This window comes from Serratia sp. PF-27 (assembly GCF_030053255.1).
Lineage (GTDB): Bacteria > Pseudomonadota > Gammaproteobacteria > Enterobacterales > Enterobacteriaceae > Serratia > Serratia bockelmannii.
Genome location: NZ_JASGBT010000023.1, coordinates 393,032 through 409,720, shown reverse-complemented (window position 1 = coordinate 409,720; position 16,689 = coordinate 393,032). Strand labels below are relative to the sequence as shown.

The window sequence follows — 16,689 nt, the reverse complement described above, 5'->3', positions numbered from 1 at the left end:
AGAAAGCGCCCGGACGTTGAAGGCTAGAAGTTGTGCATGTAACACTTCGCCTCGGGGTGAGGATCTTTCGAGTGTCTGCGCAGGCAACGCTGCTTTTTCTCCTGCTGTTCCAGGTTCCGCTGCTGCCGCTCGGCGGCCTCTGCGGCCTCGCGCTGCTGTTCGCGTGCAATCGCCTGCTCGTTGACCAGCGTCAGGTTATCGACATTCCACACCTTGTGACGCAATGCGTCGCGCTTTTTCTGGTACTCCTCGGTGATCTTACTGTCCTTCGGCGCCACTGCATGGTATTCCAGATCCACCCGCGCCTGCGCGAAGCTGGCGCAACACAAGGCCATGCCGGCCAACACTATCATTTTCATCGATAAACTCCTGACAAATCCCTGTTCTCATCTTTAGCAATTCAGCGGTCGACCATTCAGCCAGGCCCGGCAATATGCGCCGACAAACGGCCGATGCGGCCCCATCAGGGACGTCCGGCGCAGACGCAGCGACAGGCAGCGAACAATATCGGCTCCCTGTTCGCAGGCCGATCGGGCGCTCTGGTGCCCCTGCGCAGAACGTCTCGCCGTTTTCTGTGTTTGCAACCACATTTCCAACGCTTCCCGCTCCGCACGCAGCCGCGCCAGCTGCATGCGCTCCGCCTGAATCTGTTCAGCCAACCAAATATGCTGCAACAAGCCATCCAGCCGCGCCGGGCATCCCGCCGCAGAGGGACTTTCCGTCGAGGCGCCGGGCGAGGAATGGCGATCGATGAACGCCTGACTGCAAAATGAGGCCAGCAGCGCCAGCGCCGCAGCGATTAACGAGGGTAGTTTCAATACACAAGCTCCATGAATAAGCCGACTGGGGGCGCCACGAAAAATGACGCAGAGAACCGTTCAACAGCCATTGAGTGAAGACACATGAGGCTCTGCGGGATCTGGCGCATGTTGCCCTCCCGTCGCCGGCGTTTTCGCGTTTTCGGCATCGCATTCGACCAGACGCGCCAAGGTTTCAGCCTCGTTCTCCGTGGGTGGGCTCGGCACTGCCATCTCTTGTCGCAGCCCATGCGCCAGCTCTTTCAATTTCTTCTGAAACAGCACGGGAGAAATTCCCTCGCATTGCCGATCGTAGCGGGCCGCATTTGCTTGCAGACTCAACAACGACATTATCAACATGGCGACAATACGCTTTGCCATTGAAAACTCCTGTAATGATGTCTGGGTATGTCGATATAAATTCAACAAGCAGAGATTCATCGTTTAAAGATAAATAACGCATCGGAAAAACAGAGTAGCGAATTAATAATAAACCGTTCCACAATATCTCTGAGATAACGTCTGGCGCCACGCCGAATAAAGAGTGGTGATTAGCGCTCCCCTATTTTCGACCAGTCCAGCGTACCGCCAATACCGACCCGGCCTTCATTCAGCACGGAAGCGGCGGATTCGCCGGCGATAATACGCTGTTTTTGTTCTCGCGTTGCGGGCTGCGGTGCTCCCCAATTCCCCCAGTGAGTGGAGGAGGATGAGGATGAAACAGTGGGGTAAATGGCACTGCATCCGTTTAATACCAGACACAATGCCAGAAGATAATTACGCCATGTCATACTATTCCCCTTAAAATAACGCCATTGGCAGTGACGGTAAATGAAAAATGAGTTTATTTAGTTTAATAACGCTCGCCGCATGCCATCGCCTGCGACAAAAAGAATACGCCGGTGTTAATCACCCGTTATTTTAATTAACCTGAATAAAACAAATATCGCTCAATAAGATAACGCTAATCGCAGAAATGGGCCAACAGGTTCAGCGCACTTCCGAGTGCGCTGGGATCTTACTCTTCGCCGTCCGGCTGCCAGGCCAACAGATCGCCAGGCTGGCAGTCGAGAATGCGGCAGATCTTGTCCAGCGTTTCCAGCCTGACTCCCTTGACCTTGCCGTTTTTCAACAGAGACAGGTTTTGCTCAGTGATCCCCACCTGCTCCGCCAGCTCCTTTGAACGCATCTTCCTTTTGGCCAACATGACATCAAGACTTACGATTATTGCCACTCTATTCTCACACGAAAGAAAGCTGTTCTTCATTCAGCCGCAACGCTTCCAGAAATACCCGGCTAAATACCAGGATTGCGCAGCCTACGATCAGCGAGCGCACCGACTCGCTATTGACGCCATAATAAAGGATAAACAGCATTTTTTCATCGGCGGTCAATACCATCACCTGCAGCAGACCGGCTAACGACGGGAACAACACATCGACGATCAGCAAGATGCCGATGATCTGCAACAGCACCATATTGTTGCGATGCCACACGTTGCCGCGGAAAAATTGATAAAACAGCCCGGCGCCGCACAGCAGCGCGCTGTAATAGGGCAAATAACCGAGCATGTCGATAACCAGCGTGGCGAACAGCGCCCAGCGTTGCTGCGGGATCGCGTAGGCAAGCAGCTCCGGGTAATATTCCCGGTAAGAGGCGACGATATCGCGATAGGCTACGCCTTGCAGCCAGTCCCGCACGATGATGAACATCTCAACGCCGGTGCTGACGATCAGCATCGCCATAATGAGCAAACACAGACAACGCACATACAGCGGCAGATGGATCCTTGGCGCAGCGCCCATAATTTTCTATCCCTTAATCAACAGCAATAAATTATCGTAAAACGATAATTTATTGCTGTCAATGATCAAGTGGACTGATGAGTCAGGCGGTGGTCGCCAACGCGCGGACAATAAAAAAGGCCGGGCTAACCCGACCTTGTTTGACTGCTCGCCGCGCTTAGACCAGCTCGATCACATCGAAGTTGGCTTCGCCGCTCAGATCGGCGTCGTAGTCAACGCCCTGCAGACCAAAGCCGAACAGGCGCAGGAATTCCGCCTTGTAGCCCTGGTAATCGGTCAGTTCGTTGATGTTGCTGTCGTTCAGCTGCTGCCAGATGTCACGGCAGGTTTCCTGCACGGCGTCGCGCAGTTCCCAGTCATCCAGGCGCAGACGGTGTTTCTCGTCGGTATCCGGTGCCACGCCGCTGTACAGCTTGGTCGCGAACAGACGCTGGATCTGCTCGATGCAGCCTTCGTGAATGCCCTGCTCCTTCATGATTTTGAACACGATGGAGATATACAGCGGCATCACCGGAATGGCGGAGGAGGCCTGAGTTACCACCGACTTGAGCACCGCAACGTAAGCCGCGCCGCCTTTGGCCTGCAGCTTCTGGTTGATGGCCTGCGCCGCGCGATCCAGATCTTCTTTCGCCTTGCCCAGCGTACCGTGCCAGTAGATTGGCCAGGTCAGATCGGTACCAATGTAGGAGTAAGCGACAGACTGCGCGTTATCCGCCAGCACGCCCGCTTCGTCCAGCGCGTCCATCCACAGCTGCCAGTCCTGGCCGCCCATCACCTTCACGGTGTCGGCGATTTCTTGCTCGTTGGCCGGCTCGACCACGGCTTCAACCAGCACGTCTTTGTTGGTGTCCAGCGCAACGGATTTGTACGGCTCGCCGATCGGCTTCAGTGCGGAACGCACCACTTCGCCGGTTTCCGGCATTTTACGCACCGGCGAAGCCAGCGAGTAAACCACCAGGTCAACCTGACCCAGGTCTTTTTTGATCAGATCGATAACGGTCTGACGGCACTCGTTGGAGAATGCGTCGCCGTTGATGCTTTTCGCGTACAGGCCTTCTTCTTTAGCTGCCTTGTCGAAACCGGCGGAGTTGTACCAACCGGCGGAACCGGTTTTGCCTTCGCTGCCAGGCTTCTCGAAAAATACGCCGATGGTGGCCGCACCGCTGCCGAAAGCGGCATTGATGCGCGAGGCCAGACCGTAACCGGTGGATGCACCAATGACCAGCACCTTTTTAGGCCCGTTTTTCAGTTCGCCGCGCGACTTAACGTAGGCGATTTGCTCACGGACGTTGGCTTCACAGCCTGCCGGGTGAGCGGTGGTGCAGATAAAACCACGAATTTTAGGTTTGATAATCATAGTAATTTTTTCTTGGTAGCTAAAAACCGAAGGACAATATACCTGATTTTCTCGATATACTTAAGAAAGTGCGAAAACAAGCGCAGTGAACAGACCAGTTTAGTCGAGGGATCAGGGTTGCCCAACTCCGCATCGTGATGCCTCCACGCGCCACGCTTCGCACCCTCAGCGCGTTCAAGCCTTCCCTCTTAAATCAGCAAAAGTTGATCATGCTTCTGGCGTTGCGTTATGGTGTGGCTGTTTTTCGGTCGAATATCAGGGAAGATAAAATCACCAGGAACAGTGATGGAACCAACTTTATATTATATTCTTTCTACTCTCGCTGCCGCGGCCTGTCTGGCCGTGAAATACGGCTTCAGGCCGCCTCTGGGTTCCAAGGGTTATGTCGTTCTGGTTACGATATGTTTTTTAATCCTTTGCTGGCAATTTACCCTTTTTGCCAACGGCAACGCGATGTTTATTGCTGACTCTGAAACATGGACCAAAGAAAATTGGCCTCTACGCTACTGTGCGTTGGGGTTTGCTCTTGCACATGCCTTCGCCACTTTCGAATCCTCCAGAAGAAAGAAAAAAGACAAACTTTCCTGAAGTCGTCACCACCAAATGAAACGCCATTTGGTGGTGACAAGGTAGATCCATTACGCCTTGTTCTTTTCCAGCTGCTCAATCAGCGTATAACGCAGCGACGAGGCATCGGCCGGCACGTTCTCCACCGGGGTAACAAGCACTTTCAGCCGATACTGATAACCCGGTTCGAAGGTGAAACCCTCGATGCCGGTATAGAACAACTCCCACGGCTGCTGCGCGGAGCGACGCACCTGCATGCACTTCATCGGGCCGACGCCCACGCAGTCCACCAGCGCGCTGTTCACCAGCAACACTTCCGTTTGGCCGCCTTTCTCATTTGCGGGCTGATTCATCGAGGTTCCCTCCTGGCTGCAGCCGGCCAATGCGGCCAACGCAACAAATAACAACGCTTTGATTTTCAATGTACTGCACCAATAGTCATGTAGGTCAGACGATCCTAACAAATTGACTGGATGAATTGAACCTTGCTCCGTATCACAGAGGCGACATTATTCGCTCGCGCTTATTCTCCAAACTCATGCGTTACAGGACAGAGGTCATGACGGTACGCTGTCGTTTTTATCATCGGTATCAATGAGAAAACCGGCATCACGAATCGCCGCCCTCACCTGCCTGGCGTCCATCACCGCCGTTTTCACATAGCCAAAGAATGCCACCCGCGCGCCGGGCAAACGGACTGGCGTCGCCAGTTGGGCACTGAGTTCGCGATTGCGCTGCGCCATCTGCTCGGCACGCGCCTGCCAAAATGCAGCCGGTTCGGAGGGAGTTTCAGTGGCGGTTTCGAACCGAGACGCCAATTCGCTTAGCGCCTCCCACTCCGCCAACAGGGCGGCAACCACTTCAGGATTAGCCACCTGCCCCCAGTCAGAGGGTAAAATCCCCTCACGCCACGCCTCAAGGTAGCCGGGCAACGCCCTCTTCAACCGACTCAGCCGATCGTTCAACGCAGGTTTCATTTTACAACGCCTAATGTCTTGATATTCCCCATAATGTCACTCTCGCTTAACCGGTGATGGGAGCAATGACCGGAGCTTATCAGCGCCATAGATGACGTAATGACTTTTAGTGCGGCTAAATTAGCGATATGTGCGGGTGGGGATGGAGATCGGGTTGGTGGCTGTGATTCGAAAGAGGAGCGGGGATTGTTGCTGGCGAATTAAGAGGAATTTACTTATAAATCAATCACAAACAAAAACTGAATACGATACCTATATGTACAAAAGAATGAACACATCTCTATAAAAATACAAAAAACCCCGGATTCTCCGGGGTGAATGATTAAATCAATAGAAAATTAATAGGAGGGAAGGTTATTTTATGGATTCTTTTATCCCATACATGTTCCGATCGCTATCCATCGAAATCCCACCGGGGAACTGCTGAACAGCGTTGGGCCCAGACGTTGCCACATAGTCAGTATTTGAGGGTCTCCCCTCGAAGTACCTCTGGCTAGAGTCATTAGGAAATACAACAGCATTAATCATATTATGGCCTGCGTTATTCCCCCATTTGAGTTGTGCTATTTTATTGTTATGGAGTTGAAGATTCAGGTTATTAACACCAGAATAAGACTCATCATCACCTATTTGAACACCATAAGTTCTGTTGGCATAAAATGTTCCTTGTACGATAGAATCATTAGAACGCAGCAGCAAACCTACACCTTTATTGGCCTCACTTTCAATCCCATAAGCAAGAATATTTGCCCCTGACTCAGTCCTCATGCCATTACCGTTAGCATACAGATGGGTATTAGTAAGCATTAAACCTCCGCCGCTATAAAAGCCCTCCTTATGCAGAACATCAATCCCCCACCCTCCATTGTTAGCAGCAATCATCCCAGAAACAATCGAATCATGCGGTCCTCGCATCGTCCATCCATTACCTTTATTGCTAATTAATTTTACTCGAGTAAAGTAAGACTCCATTGCATCATTTTCATCTGGATGAACAGAACCGCTTGGAATAAATTGAGTAACTAACGCATCTCCAGAGAACCGCTCGATTGATACATCTTCAAGCCAGAACCATAAACCATATATTTCAACACCATTAACGCTGGCTTTTTTTCCATCACCACCATCAATAGTAATGTCTTTAATTTTTATGTATTTAACACCTGGGAGGCTTTTTCTATCACCATCTAATGGTGATGCAATTTTCAATGCATTTTTTTCGCTCAGGCTTGATAGTTTTTCATAGTCAGCACTTTGAATAATGGGCCCAGAAGAAGCCGAGGTTAATTTCAACTGAGTTCGATAGATTCCAGATCCGATAACCTGGGATGCATTATCAATTACAATGCAAGGTGACGCACTGCAAGTCCACACGCCTGGCGAAAACTCAATTACTTGCCCAACACCAAGCTTTATTGTAGATTTAATCTCACCCGGTTCATTGACTTTGATAGTGATTTGCTTGCCATTGGCGGCAATTATCTCTTTATTAATAATGTCGCCAACATCTGCCGTAGAAAATGCACATGCATAATTAGCCACCATAAATGGAATAATTGATAAAAAAGACACATACCCTTTTGTCATTGTTAGATATCCTTTTAACTTAAATTTGAGATTCAATAATTGAATGATAGATAACCAAATGTCAACTTCAAAATACTTCAAGCGTCACATTTATCGAGGTGTTAGCAACACATCACCATTACTAGCATGGCCTGTCTATCCGAAATTTGCTCGTCCCCAAATACACCATTACGAGAATTATTTCCTGGTGATGTGATGCTAAGGTTTCCTGTGCATCCGTGGTTACAGTTGACCGTCCCCATTGCTGTACTAGTTCTAATGCGGGTTCCCGATAACCATTGACCCTATCCCAAAATCAGTGTAGTGCTAAATCAGAGAGGAGATCAAAAGTAGGTATTGGCGTCCGCGATGTTCTTAACAATTTTGCGCCCCCCTCAGCGCGATCTGCATCGTCAGATACTCCCACTGCTACTACTTTCGCCTCACGACTAAACTTAAACGCGGCATCAGTCGACTGAGCTGCGCTATCTGCAGACTAGCTACTCTTTGCTTCGTCTGTTGCTTGTTGCGTACTGCGGGCTCCCAGCACAATGTTTTTGCCAACGACGCCATCCACGGGTAATCCTTCAGATGACATAGATGGCCCCCGAAATAATTCAGATTATGAACTGGTTGTTATAATTGGGGCGCGGACAAAAAAGCCCTGAATTACCAGGGCTTACATTGAAGTTATTATTTATTGCACTGCAAATTTAACCTCTGCCTTTCTTATGGTTTTTTTTCTTAATTTCTCTGATTGCCTTTCAACGGCTAGATACATTAAGATGCCAAATCCTATCACGAAAGCAAAAGCCATAAACAACTTAACCGGGGTTAAGTCGGTTCTGTCTAGCGCCCAGAAAATATAGTTATACAAATAAATAGAAAACGAGCACTTCCCTACAAATGCTACACTGCGCACAACGTGCGGCACACGCTTTCCTGAGAACCGATTAATAAGTGATACCATTAACAATGCAAAAACCGATGAAATCAACACTTCATATAGTTTAATCTTGTTATTAAAGCCATGCCCTTTGTAGAAAAGAAGCAATACAAATAACGCGATCAATATCCATTGAGCTTTCAATTTTCTTATAAATGAACCTATTCTGTTTTGATATATGGCGCAAAGCCACCCCAAAACGAAAAGTGAAAGGTAAGATGGAATGCCCCATGTTAACAATTGATTCTCACTGTAAAACATTAATCAAAATACTAACAGCAAACACACTGACCAACAAAACAACCCTTCCCAAAACAGTGGTAAATAAAACAACCAGAGCAGGGAGAATTAAATAAAACTGCATCTCAACAGCGAGCGACCAATAAACCCCACTAATTGAGAAAAATGTCTTTTCTGAAAAATTGTGAATAAATAAAGCATGGGATATTACATCAAAGACCCCTGTAGGTTTTGTTGCAATGCCAAAACCTCGAATTAGAACAAACCAAACCGCGATTGATATGTAAAATGGAATAGCTATCCGCAAGTATCTTTTTAAAAAATAGATGCCATACTTCTTTGCTGAAAAGCCACTTGAAAATGCTTTTCCACTTGACCCAGCCATACAATAGCCTGAAATTACAAAAAACATTCCAACGCCGATCCACCCGTTACCAAAAAGCCCCATCACATCGAAGCCGAATGGTAGCGGTCGGCCTAAAGAACCGGACCATAGGAAAAGGTGAAAGGCGGTAACGAGCATAACCGCTACACCTCTAAAAAAGTCAATAATATCATTGCGCTGAGACATGTCATTTCCTTTAGTTATTGACGCAATGATAAGCCACCTACCAGCAGATTACCAACCTATCGGAACATAGGAGTAACTCAATCCATCCCAACGGGCTAACGAAAAAGTTTATCGCCGCGCGGAAAGCATCAGGTTTGGAATTTCAGGCAAGCCCGCCGACGTTCCACGAGATCCGAAACCTGTCCGGCCGCCTGTACGAAAAGCAGAACGACAAGGCATTTGCCCAAAAGCTGCTGGGGCATACAACGGAAATGAAGACGCTGAAATAGCTTAAAACGAGGGGGAAGGAGTACATGATGCTGTAAAAAACCGAATATCAAAATTCGAGTAAATTTCGAGTAATTCCGATTTTTTCAAAAAAAGACTTATAAATCAATCACACAAAAAAAGACCGAATACGATTCCTTTATGCGCAAAATAATGAAAATAGCAATAAAAAACAAATAGTTAATACATAAAATCCTTTCGCAGTCCCTTGCTATACCTTGCATTTACTTTCTTTAATTTCAGTCGTTTACCAAAGTTCTCGGATCGGTTCGGGATAAATTCGGCCGTGATCGCTGTGTTAATGACCGGTCATCAAATAACCGGCAGGTCATCCCATTCACAACTCCGCATGTCGTTCACGCAGTACATCACCACACCGAACACCTCGCTCCCCTCTTCCGAATCTTCATTACCGAGCTCAGTTTCCCGGCCCGAGCCGTCCAGAAATTCGAGCGCTCGGTTCGGATATAGGCGAAGCCTGCGCAGCACGTGGGCGCCTTCCTCCGCAGCTACGATAATGCTGCCATGTACCGGCGTCACCGACGAATCGACAACAAGCAACGCGTCAGCGTGGATACCGACCGCCATCGCCTGGCCGGCGGCGCGGAGCAGATAAGTAGCGCTCGGCTTTGAAATGCAGATCTCGTCAAGGCTCAAGCGGCGCTCAACGTAGTCTGCTGCCGGACTAGCAAATTTTGGCATCATTCCCATGGTGTTTTACCTCACAACACATACTGTATGCGCATACAGTATAATCGTAAGAAAAAACCGATGTGAAGACCGATTCACACCTTAAATGGCAGATGCCTGATCGATAAAGAAAGATAGTTTTGAGGAATGGCCGGGTTCCCTCCCGGCACAGGTTTTAATGCGCGACGCCTTTCACATCCAGAAAGTGATAGCCCCACTCTGTGAGCGTAGTTTCCTCCGCCGCCACAATCTTCCTAGTGAGCAGAGCGGCAGCAAAAACTTCAATATCGTAAGGTGGTGGCGTCCCTGTATTTTGACCAATGGAGCCCACTCGCGGTGGCGACCCACGCTGTATTGATGTTGCTGAGTTGACAGGTAACGTCGCCTGAGTTGCCTGGCCGTTTACGACAATGCGAATGACATTCTCAGCAGCCGAATAACTGCCGATGATAACGATCGGCTTGTCAGTAATCGGGATGCTGATTGATAGCTGTGTAGTCCGGCCCAGTGCTGGCGTTCCCGGTGGCGATTCTGTTTGCGTCACCGCAAATGTAACGTTCATTTTCCCGTCGTCGCCATGGTCTGCAAAATACAGCGAAGTGCCGTTAGTGCCGCCGTCCGGGCCGTTGCTCAGGTTATTCGATATGATGAATTCGTTGCCGACCTTCTGGTTCGCGAGTGTTCGCGCCGTTTTAGCGATAGCGAAAAACGTCATTGCGTAAGCCTGCGCCACTTGGGTGCTGATATAATTTTGATGGCGCCGGAAAAGAGCACTGGTGGCATTGCGCACCGGGGTGCCTGTAACGATACCACCAGGCATATTGCGTGAGAGGTTCTGCTCCAATTTTTCAGTCGTACCGAATAGATTGATGTAAGACCAACCACCCAGGGTTTCATCAAGTGGTGGCTTGAACCATGCTCGAGTTGATCCCCAGTCTGCCTCTGGTACGCGAACTGAAATTCCTGTGGTCATGAAATAATCTCCGGGTAAATGATTTGCGCTAAAGCAAAGTTGTTTTGCGGATAGGGTTTATCCACCAGTGCTGGGATGTTTGTTTCTGGATATTTTGACTCAGTGAATTTATATGAATACAGGGATTCGGAATCATCAGAATCGCAGACATTACCCTGACCGTCATACGTAGTCTTCGGGGCATAAGTTATTTTTAGTTGCCCAACAGGTACACGATTTAGTTCAGCACTTATGATCGTATCGGCTGCAACCCTGACATTATAAATTGTCAAATCGCCAGCATCGTCTTTAGCTAAGAAACCTTTATTAGAAAAAATAACACCGCCAGCAGCTTCATTGGTTAAGTAGTACGTTGGCTTAAACTGTAATGGCGGCTCCCAAACCCGATACCCAAACAACAAAGTAGTTCCATAGCATTTTGCCCAAATAATTTTGTTCGAGAAAAATGCTTGGCGCCTGTCTAGCACCATATGCATCGCTTTACCGAAGAACATAGCTGCCCAACGAATGCCATTATTATCACGATGGGATGCTTTATCAGTCTCAAAATAGGACGGCTTGCACAAAGTGATGTTTTCGTGTTCTTCGTCAAGTTCGATGTGAGCCTGACCGATGGATTGATTGGTGCTATCGAAAGTCCACCATCCACCAGTTTGCTCAGTGAACACCGCCAGTTTGTCGCCACGACCAAATATTGACTTCCCTGCATCCTCAATATCCTGAAATAGTTGAAGCGCTAGCGCTTTCCAGGCATTTTTATCCGGTGTAGATTCTGGCTTACTGTCATCATAATCGTACTGATTGCCACTATACATTAGCGCAACAAGTGCTGCAGACTCACCAGCAGGCAGGTTATCCTTGATAAGCTGCAAAGCACGAACTACGCGGTTTGCAAAGTGACCGCTAGCATTGCCTTTAGATAATTGCTTTATAGTTCGGCCTGGCACGGCGGCGTTGATAACAATAATTTTTCGCTCAGGGTCAACCAAAACTCCACGATGCCTACGCTGCAAAACTCGCTGGAAGTTTACAGCGGCAACGGTGATTTCCTCCCCAGGGTTATTCGCTCCCCGCTCCAGATTGTCAATATCAGCGTCGTTCATCGCTATAGATGGGGTGCCAGTTGTCTGAGTAACTGAAACCAAGTCTTTTAACACCGCAGTGCCTAAGGGGTTGAACGTGCCTTCTATTGAATTACCGCGAACAGAATCGCCAAGCATTAGAACGTTTCCTGGTTCAATTGGTTCACGTGTCTGATCGCGCCATGCCTGCCACCCACTCATGAAGCTTTGACCATACCCCAGATAAATATTCCATTGATAAACAGGTGCGGCGATAGAGCTGCTGATTGGTTTCTTAAGCGACTGCGCATACAGCTTGTTCTGCATATCCATCAGGTCAAGCGAGTATTCTGGCTTGTTGTTATTAATGGACGTGTCGATCAGCACGTTACCGATGCCGTCATAAACAATGATATTACCGCTGGTGTTAGTCATGACAGAATACCCGCCACAAGAGAAGCCTTCTTTTGAAATATTAAATGAGCTCGAACCCATGCCACCATTCAGCAAGAACTCAAACAATACGTTGCCGATACCGTCCTGAATTAATGCGCCATAATTATTTGTGCTAAAAGTTGAAATTATTTCCAGCAGGGCATTAACCAGATTTGCCCCAGCCACCCCCGCAATTTCCAGCGCCACGCCACTATTATTGATGTAATACTTGAATCCCTTACCTTCCCCCAAACCCACACGAAATGATTTTCCATCTGCCGTGCCTGCAATCCCGGCAATCGTTCCGTCTGGGTCTTCTGGTGTGGTGTAGTAGGTATTGGCGTCTGCGATGTTCTGGGCGTTATCAGCGGCTGCCTCGGCTCTTTCAGCCGCATTAGATGCAATGTCGGCGTTTTCTGCCACCTCAGCAGCAGCTTCCAGCGTGCCCATTTCAGCCTGAGACGCTTTTGCTGCGGAATTTGCCGCCGCAATCGCACTCCCTTGAGCAGCCTGAGCATATGCATCACCGGCCGACGCGCCAGCAGTGCGGCGCTGACCCAAGGTAACAGAAACCCCTACCACGTCAGTGACTGGCAAACCGTTATTCGACATAAATTTATTCTCAGTTTAATTGTTGAAAACGTTAATACCCTGTTGCTTCCCAATATGCAGATAATTCGTTAGCATTCATCCACACATTGAAACCAGAATTACTCGCCCCTTGAGCAATTATATTGTCAGTGGAGCCGCCGCTTTCGCTAACCTGTCTTAATGTCAACTTGATACCTAATAATTTATTGGGGAATGGAATTAGGAAGGACACGGGATTTGAGTTGGCCGAACGATTTACTATCCCTCCCTGCACGATCTTCCCTGCAGAATCACGCGACCACCAATTATCGCCATCAACATGCAGTTCATCCGGTCGATTGTTTGGGCTGTAGACTCGTTGACCAGACTCAAAAATTGGCACTCCAGTCGTCGTGAAAAAGTTTCCATCGGCATCAATGCCAAATCCGCGACCACTGTCACTTCGGTTAATCGCTAATGAGCCATTGTCATAAGCTGCCACGACGCCCGTTTGATACCCTTCAGCATTGCGGAAAACAAACACGCCGCCTTGTGTTCCAACGTCACCCAGGGTATTTATAGGCCCGGTAATTGTTCCCCCGGAAATTGGCAGAGCGCCCACGTCACTAGCGGATAACGCAATGTCACCGGAGAGCGATTTATCGTTAACTTTCTGCGTCTTTAAAACATATCGCTCATCGACTGAGCTGCCTGTCAAATATTGATGAATTGCTTTCTCAAGTGATAGTTTCAGTTTGTTTAAATCACCATCATCGAGTACGTCATCACCGGATTGTTCTGCAATAAAGTTTCCTAAAACGGCAGACATTACCGATGCCTGACGCCATGTTTTATTAAGCTGTTCACTTTTCGCTATACCTGCCGTATACCCAGCTCCGACAGCTGGAAGCGCTTCATATTCTTCTTGGGTCAAAACGTTTGCATATTCACCGATGGCAAACGGTTTAAATTCATTCTTTGCCATTCATCCCTCCGCAACTTCATAATTGACGGTGATCCCCATCGGTTTAATCGAGAGATAACCTTGCCGAATAATTTCTTTAGTGATTGCGGGTATTACTGCACCGCGAGCAGTGATCGTCATGCTCATGTCGAGGTTGTCAGAAAAAGTGATCGAGATACCGCCTTCCGGATAAATAGCCGCCAAAACGGCGGGCAACGTTTCTACAGTGCCGTCCCAATTGTTGGCGCCGATTTTTGCACGCAGTACCGTTCGATAGGTGTCGTCATCCAGATCGATATACTCATCACCGGAGTCGTAGCGCCCCTTCCATGTCCCCAGGTCGAAACCCAGCTCCGGATCATCGAACGAAAAATAATGGTTCACTGCCGGCGCGCGTATGCGGCGCCCGCGCCCCACCCACAGGCCGATAACATCGAGCTGAGCGCCGATGGCGTTGTCGAGGTCAAAGGCCGGCACGATACCGCGTGTACTGTCCTGTTGACGCGCGAACGCCTCAGTGACCGCATTGACGGTGGCGAAATATTTGGGGAATTGGCAGTGATAAGCAGGAATTAATGCAGTGTATTTGTTGGTCATCATGCCACCGTGATAATTGCGATATTCTCCGGCGAACAGGTCGCAGACTCGTTAAACAGGATCGGGATATTGGCTTCATTCATCGTGACCGCATCTTTGCCAATGCTTACCGTCATCAGGTCATAGGTTTTACCGCTGTCAGCATTGCCCAGCGTGGCAGGTACGTAGAGCCGCGAAAAATAGACCGTATCGCCGATGTAAAGCATGTTGATGTAGTCTGACACGGCTTTTTTTATGTCTTCACCGATGTCGCTGGTGTAGCCAGGAAGCACCTTGATTTTGATAGCCGCGTAAATCTGGACTTTGGTCGGCCGGAAAAAATGGATCGGCTTGTCTGTGTCGTAGGCGTCCTTGACGATCACCGTCGTAGTACCGAACGTCGGCGCGCCAGGTGATTTTTTTATCGCGATGATTCGGGCGATCTCTTCTGCATCGCCGCCGTCTATCACCATCGAAACCGCATGCGCCGGCACGCCGTTGATGTCGGTTTCCGAAGTGTCGTTGTCGTAGCCCTTATAGCGCGTCACGCCGGTGATATTGGCAATGGCGCCTATCAGTCCCTCCATGACAGTTCGGGACGGTAGCGCAACGCTGAGCGCCTGCCGCTGCCGTAGTTCGGCGTCAGTTTCAACCGGTTTGCCGGCGGTGGCCGCTTCAGGGTTCGTGACGGATTGCCAGCCGCGCGTCGGTGTAGCGATTTGCGAAACATCGCCAGGCAGCGCGGTGATGGCGCCTGCCTTCTGCGCCGTCGCGGTTACCACCGCCTGGCCGTGAATATCGAGCTCCACCTCTGCCGGTAAATCCCAGAGGTTCCCGGCGCTGTCGCGCACTGAGGCATTTCTGATGACAATGCCAACCTGGCCGATCAGCCTCACGTCAACCGTGGAATTTGACGGCGCCTTGCGGCTGATGCCGTTGATTTTGACGTTACTCGCCAGCCCCACGCCGGTGCCGGTCGCCGGGCTAAATGCGTTCCAGGTAGAAATCGCCGCATTGTTGCCGCCGTGCATCGCGTAGGCGATCAGCGACAACAGCACGCCGTCTTTGCTGTCTGGTTCGATGTAGATGTCATCGCCATAGATGCCGCGAAAAATCGTCTGCCACCCGTTGAGGATGGTCTGGAATTCAGGCGCGCTCATCCCTGCCGCCGTTATTTTTGGCAGCATCGAATCGATAATGTCTTCATACATAGGTGGTTACCGAGGTTTGGCCGAAGGCGGTGTTTAACGTGGCCGTGATCAGGAGGTCGCGCGTATCAACATCGCGCTGGCTCTGGTACTCGACGATCTCGTTCACGTTCGGCGTGCCGAGGATGCGCTCGCGGATCACGATGTCATAGAGGCCCGACGTGTATTTGCCGAGTATCTGCGTCCAGTCGGTGCCGGCGGTGGTATCGAGGAACCACTCACCCTTTCGCAGCTGCAGGCGGCTGATCACCGCCATGCCCACGGCCTCAGGCGTGTTAATGAAGAAATCACCCTCGCCGCGCCCGAAGCTGTAATCGCCATTCTTGTCTTCTTTCCGATATCTCACTGCGGGCCTCCCGTCTGGCCGCCGCCAGTTTCTACACCACCGTGCTTGTGCGTCTGCAGGCTGATGCCGCCGGCCTTAACGTCGTTCGTCACGTTCACCGGCCCCAGCATCGTCGCCGTGCCGCCGCCGTCCCCCATGCCCTGCGACAGGTTGCCGTTGATGGTCACGTTGCCGTTGAGCACAATTTCGGGGGAGTTGATCTCCGTACCGCCCTGCGCGCTGGCGGTCAGCTTGCCCGGCGTAGTGACGTTAACGGCATGGCTGCCTGGGTCGAGTTCGATAAATGCGGCGCCGTCGTCGGTGCGCAGCTGCGCGGCGCTGGTGCTGATACCGCTGATTTTCTGCGCCTGCGACTGCGGGCCAACAATAGCGAAAGCGTCAGACAGGTGGTGCATACGTTCGGCGGCCGACTCCTGCACGCCGCCGTTTTGCCACCAGAAATCGATGCTACGGTCGGCAAACACAAGGAGGCACTCGTCACCCGACTTGACCGGAAACGTGAGCGTAACGCCCCCGCCGCGAGGGAAAATGACCGGCACATCTACCAACAGTGGCAAACTGGCAGAATTTCCGCCGCCGGCGCTTTCCGGCTCGGAACCTTTCACGGCTGGCAGGACAACACAGGTCACCGCGTCCGCATCAAAGGATTGAATGATGCCGGGGATCGATACGCGCATTCCCGCGTTGATGGCGTCGATCAGCGCCTGGTCGGCCTGCTGCTTATCGCCGATTTGAGATGTGAGGGATACGGGCATGAATTCTCCCCATAAAAA

The 16,689-nt window shown here is 50.1% G+C and carries 21 protein-coding genes and 1 pseudogene; 2 read left to right on the top strand and 20 right to left on the bottom strand.

Features of this window, described 5'->3' with window-relative positions:
* Positions 1-23: 23 nt before the first annotated feature.
* From QMZ29_RS25320 to fabV, 7 genes are all read right to left on the bottom strand, one after another.
* The gene (locus QMZ29_RS25320; protein ID WP_173888613.1) at positions 24-359 is read right to left on the bottom strand and encodes a hypothetical protein; all 336 of its coding nucleotides are present in this window, start codon (positions 357-359) and stop codon (positions 24-26) included.
* Between the two features lie 33 nt (positions 360-392).
* Positions 393-818: a hypothetical protein gene (locus tag QMZ29_RS25315; RefSeq protein WP_197836719.1), complete on the bottom strand. Its 426-nt coding sequence runs from the start codon at positions 816-818 to the stop codon at positions 393-395.
* A gap of 60 nt (positions 819-878) precedes the next feature.
* Positions 879-1,178: a hypothetical protein gene (locus QMZ29_RS25310; RefSeq protein WP_141969402.1), complete on the bottom strand. Its 300-nt coding sequence runs from the start codon at positions 1,176-1,178 to the stop codon at positions 879-881.
* Between the two features lie 170 nt (positions 1,179-1,348).
* Positions 1,349-1,588, bottom strand: a complete 240-nt coding sequence (locus tag QMZ29_RS25305) for a hypothetical protein (RefSeq protein ID WP_261423608.1) — start codon at positions 1,586-1,588, stop codon at positions 1,349-1,351.
* A gap of 227 nt (positions 1,589-1,815) precedes the next feature.
* On the bottom strand, positions 1,816-2,031 hold the full coding sequence (locus tag QMZ29_RS25300; protein WP_025302459.1) for a helix-turn-helix domain-containing protein: 216 nt from the start codon (positions 2,029-2,031) through the stop codon (positions 1,816-1,818).
* A 7-nt stretch (positions 2,032-2,038) separates the two neighbouring features.
* Positions 2,039-2,602: a DUF2975 domain-containing protein gene (locus QMZ29_RS25295; protein WP_033642723.1), complete on the bottom strand. Its 564-nt coding sequence runs from the start codon at positions 2,600-2,602 to the stop codon at positions 2,039-2,041.
* A 157-nt stretch (positions 2,603-2,759) separates the two neighbouring features.
* Positions 2,760-3,959, bottom strand: coding sequence for an enoyl-ACP reductase FabV (gene fabV, locus QMZ29_RS25290; protein ID WP_197832678.1), 1,200 nt, complete (start codon positions 3,957-3,959; stop codon positions 2,760-2,762).
* Positions 3,960-4,244: 285 nt separating this feature from the next.
* Between fabV and QMZ29_RS25285 the strand changes: the two genes are divergently transcribed.
* Positions 4,245-4,547: a hypothetical protein gene (locus QMZ29_RS25285; protein ID WP_016928136.1), complete on the top strand. Its 303-nt coding sequence runs from the start codon at positions 4,245-4,247 to the stop codon at positions 4,545-4,547.
* A 50-nt stretch (positions 4,548-4,597) separates the two neighbouring features.
* Here the strand turns inward: QMZ29_RS25285 and QMZ29_RS25280 are convergent, their stop codons facing one another.
* From QMZ29_RS25280 to QMZ29_RS25260, 5 genes are all read right to left on the bottom strand, one after another.
* Positions 4,598-4,948 carry a DUF4377 domain-containing protein gene (locus QMZ29_RS25280; protein WP_025302454.1) on the bottom strand — a complete coding sequence of 117 codons (351 nt, stop codon included), beginning with the start codon at positions 4,946-4,948 and terminating at the stop codon, positions 4,598-4,600.
* A gap of 135 nt (positions 4,949-5,083) precedes the next feature.
* Positions 5,084-5,503 carry a hypothetical protein gene (locus tag QMZ29_RS25275; protein ID WP_230201378.1) on the bottom strand — a complete coding sequence of 140 codons (420 nt, stop codon included), beginning with the start codon at positions 5,501-5,503 and terminating at the stop codon, positions 5,084-5,086.
* A gap of 354 nt (positions 5,504-5,857) precedes the next feature.
* Complete coding sequence (locus QMZ29_RS25270; RefSeq protein ID WP_282995109.1) at positions 5,858-7,090, bottom strand: hypothetical protein; 1,233 nt, start codon at positions 7,088-7,090, stop codon at positions 5,858-5,860.
* 676 nt (positions 7,091-7,766) lie between these two features.
* On the bottom strand, positions 7,767-8,255 hold the full coding sequence (locus tag QMZ29_RS25265; RefSeq protein ID WP_283225797.1) for an acyltransferase family protein: 489 nt from the start codon (positions 8,253-8,255) through the stop codon (positions 7,767-7,769).
* A gap of 7 nt (positions 8,256-8,262) precedes the next feature.
* Positions 8,263-8,826 carry an acyltransferase family protein gene (locus QMZ29_RS25260; protein WP_283225796.1) on the bottom strand — a complete coding sequence of 188 codons (564 nt, stop codon included), beginning with the start codon at positions 8,824-8,826 and terminating at the stop codon, positions 8,263-8,265.
* A 77-nt stretch (positions 8,827-8,903) separates the two neighbouring features.
* On the opposite strand from QMZ29_RS25260, the pseudogene QMZ29_RS25255 reads away from it, so the two are divergent.
* A pseudogene (locus tag QMZ29_RS25255) lies at positions 8,904-9,095 on the top strand (tyrosine-type recombinase/integrase); the annotation flags it as partial.
* Positions 9,096-9,405: 310 nt separating this feature from the next.
* Here QMZ29_RS25255 and QMZ29_RS25250 read toward each other — a convergent pair.
* The 8 genes from QMZ29_RS25250 to QMZ29_RS25215 all read right to left on the bottom strand — a co-directional run bounded on the left by QMZ29_RS25250 (position 9,406) and on the right by QMZ29_RS25215 (position 16,671).
* Positions 9,406-9,804, bottom strand: coding sequence for a HumD family translesion DNA polymerase (locus QMZ29_RS25250; protein WP_282995107.1), 399 nt, complete (start codon positions 9,802-9,804; stop codon positions 9,406-9,408).
* A 154-nt stretch (positions 9,805-9,958) separates the two neighbouring features.
* Positions 9,959-10,756 carry a hypothetical protein gene (locus QMZ29_RS25245; protein WP_282995105.1) on the bottom strand — a complete coding sequence of 266 codons (798 nt, stop codon included), beginning with the start codon at positions 10,754-10,756 and terminating at the stop codon, positions 9,959-9,961.
* Positions 10,753-12,864, bottom strand: coding sequence for a hypothetical protein (locus tag QMZ29_RS25240; RefSeq protein WP_282995103.1), 2,112 nt, complete (start codon positions 12,862-12,864; stop codon positions 10,753-10,755). Before QMZ29_RS25240 ends, QMZ29_RS25245 begins: the two co-directional genes overlap by 4 nt.
* A 31-nt stretch (positions 12,865-12,895) precedes the next feature.
* Positions 12,896-13,807, bottom strand: coding sequence for a gp53-like domain-containing protein (locus tag QMZ29_RS25235; protein WP_164067619.1), 912 nt, complete (start codon positions 13,805-13,807; stop codon positions 12,896-12,898).
* Positions 13,808-14,386, bottom strand: coding sequence for a DUF2612 domain-containing protein (locus QMZ29_RS25230; protein WP_282995101.1), 579 nt, complete (start codon positions 14,384-14,386; stop codon positions 13,808-13,810). It abuts the gene before it with no gap.
* Positions 14,383-15,573 (bottom strand): baseplate J/gp47 family protein, encoded by a 1,191-nt coding sequence (locus QMZ29_RS25225; protein ID WP_282995099.1) that lies wholly within the window; start codon positions 15,571-15,573, stop codon positions 14,383-14,385. Before QMZ29_RS25225 ends, QMZ29_RS25230 begins: the two co-directional genes overlap by 4 nt.
* Positions 15,566-15,916, bottom strand: a complete 351-nt coding sequence (locus QMZ29_RS25220) for a contractile injection system sheath initiator (protein ID WP_282995098.1) — start codon at positions 15,914-15,916, stop codon at positions 15,566-15,568. The genes QMZ29_RS25225 and QMZ29_RS25220 overlap by 8 nt, the downstream gene beginning before the upstream one ends.
* Entirely contained in the window at positions 15,913-16,671 is a 759-nt protein-coding gene (locus QMZ29_RS25215) for a Gp138 family membrane-puncturing spike protein (protein ID WP_282995097.1), read from the bottom strand. The genes QMZ29_RS25220 and QMZ29_RS25215 overlap by 4 nt, the downstream gene beginning before the upstream one ends.
* Positions 16,672-16,689: the final 18 nt, after the last annotated feature.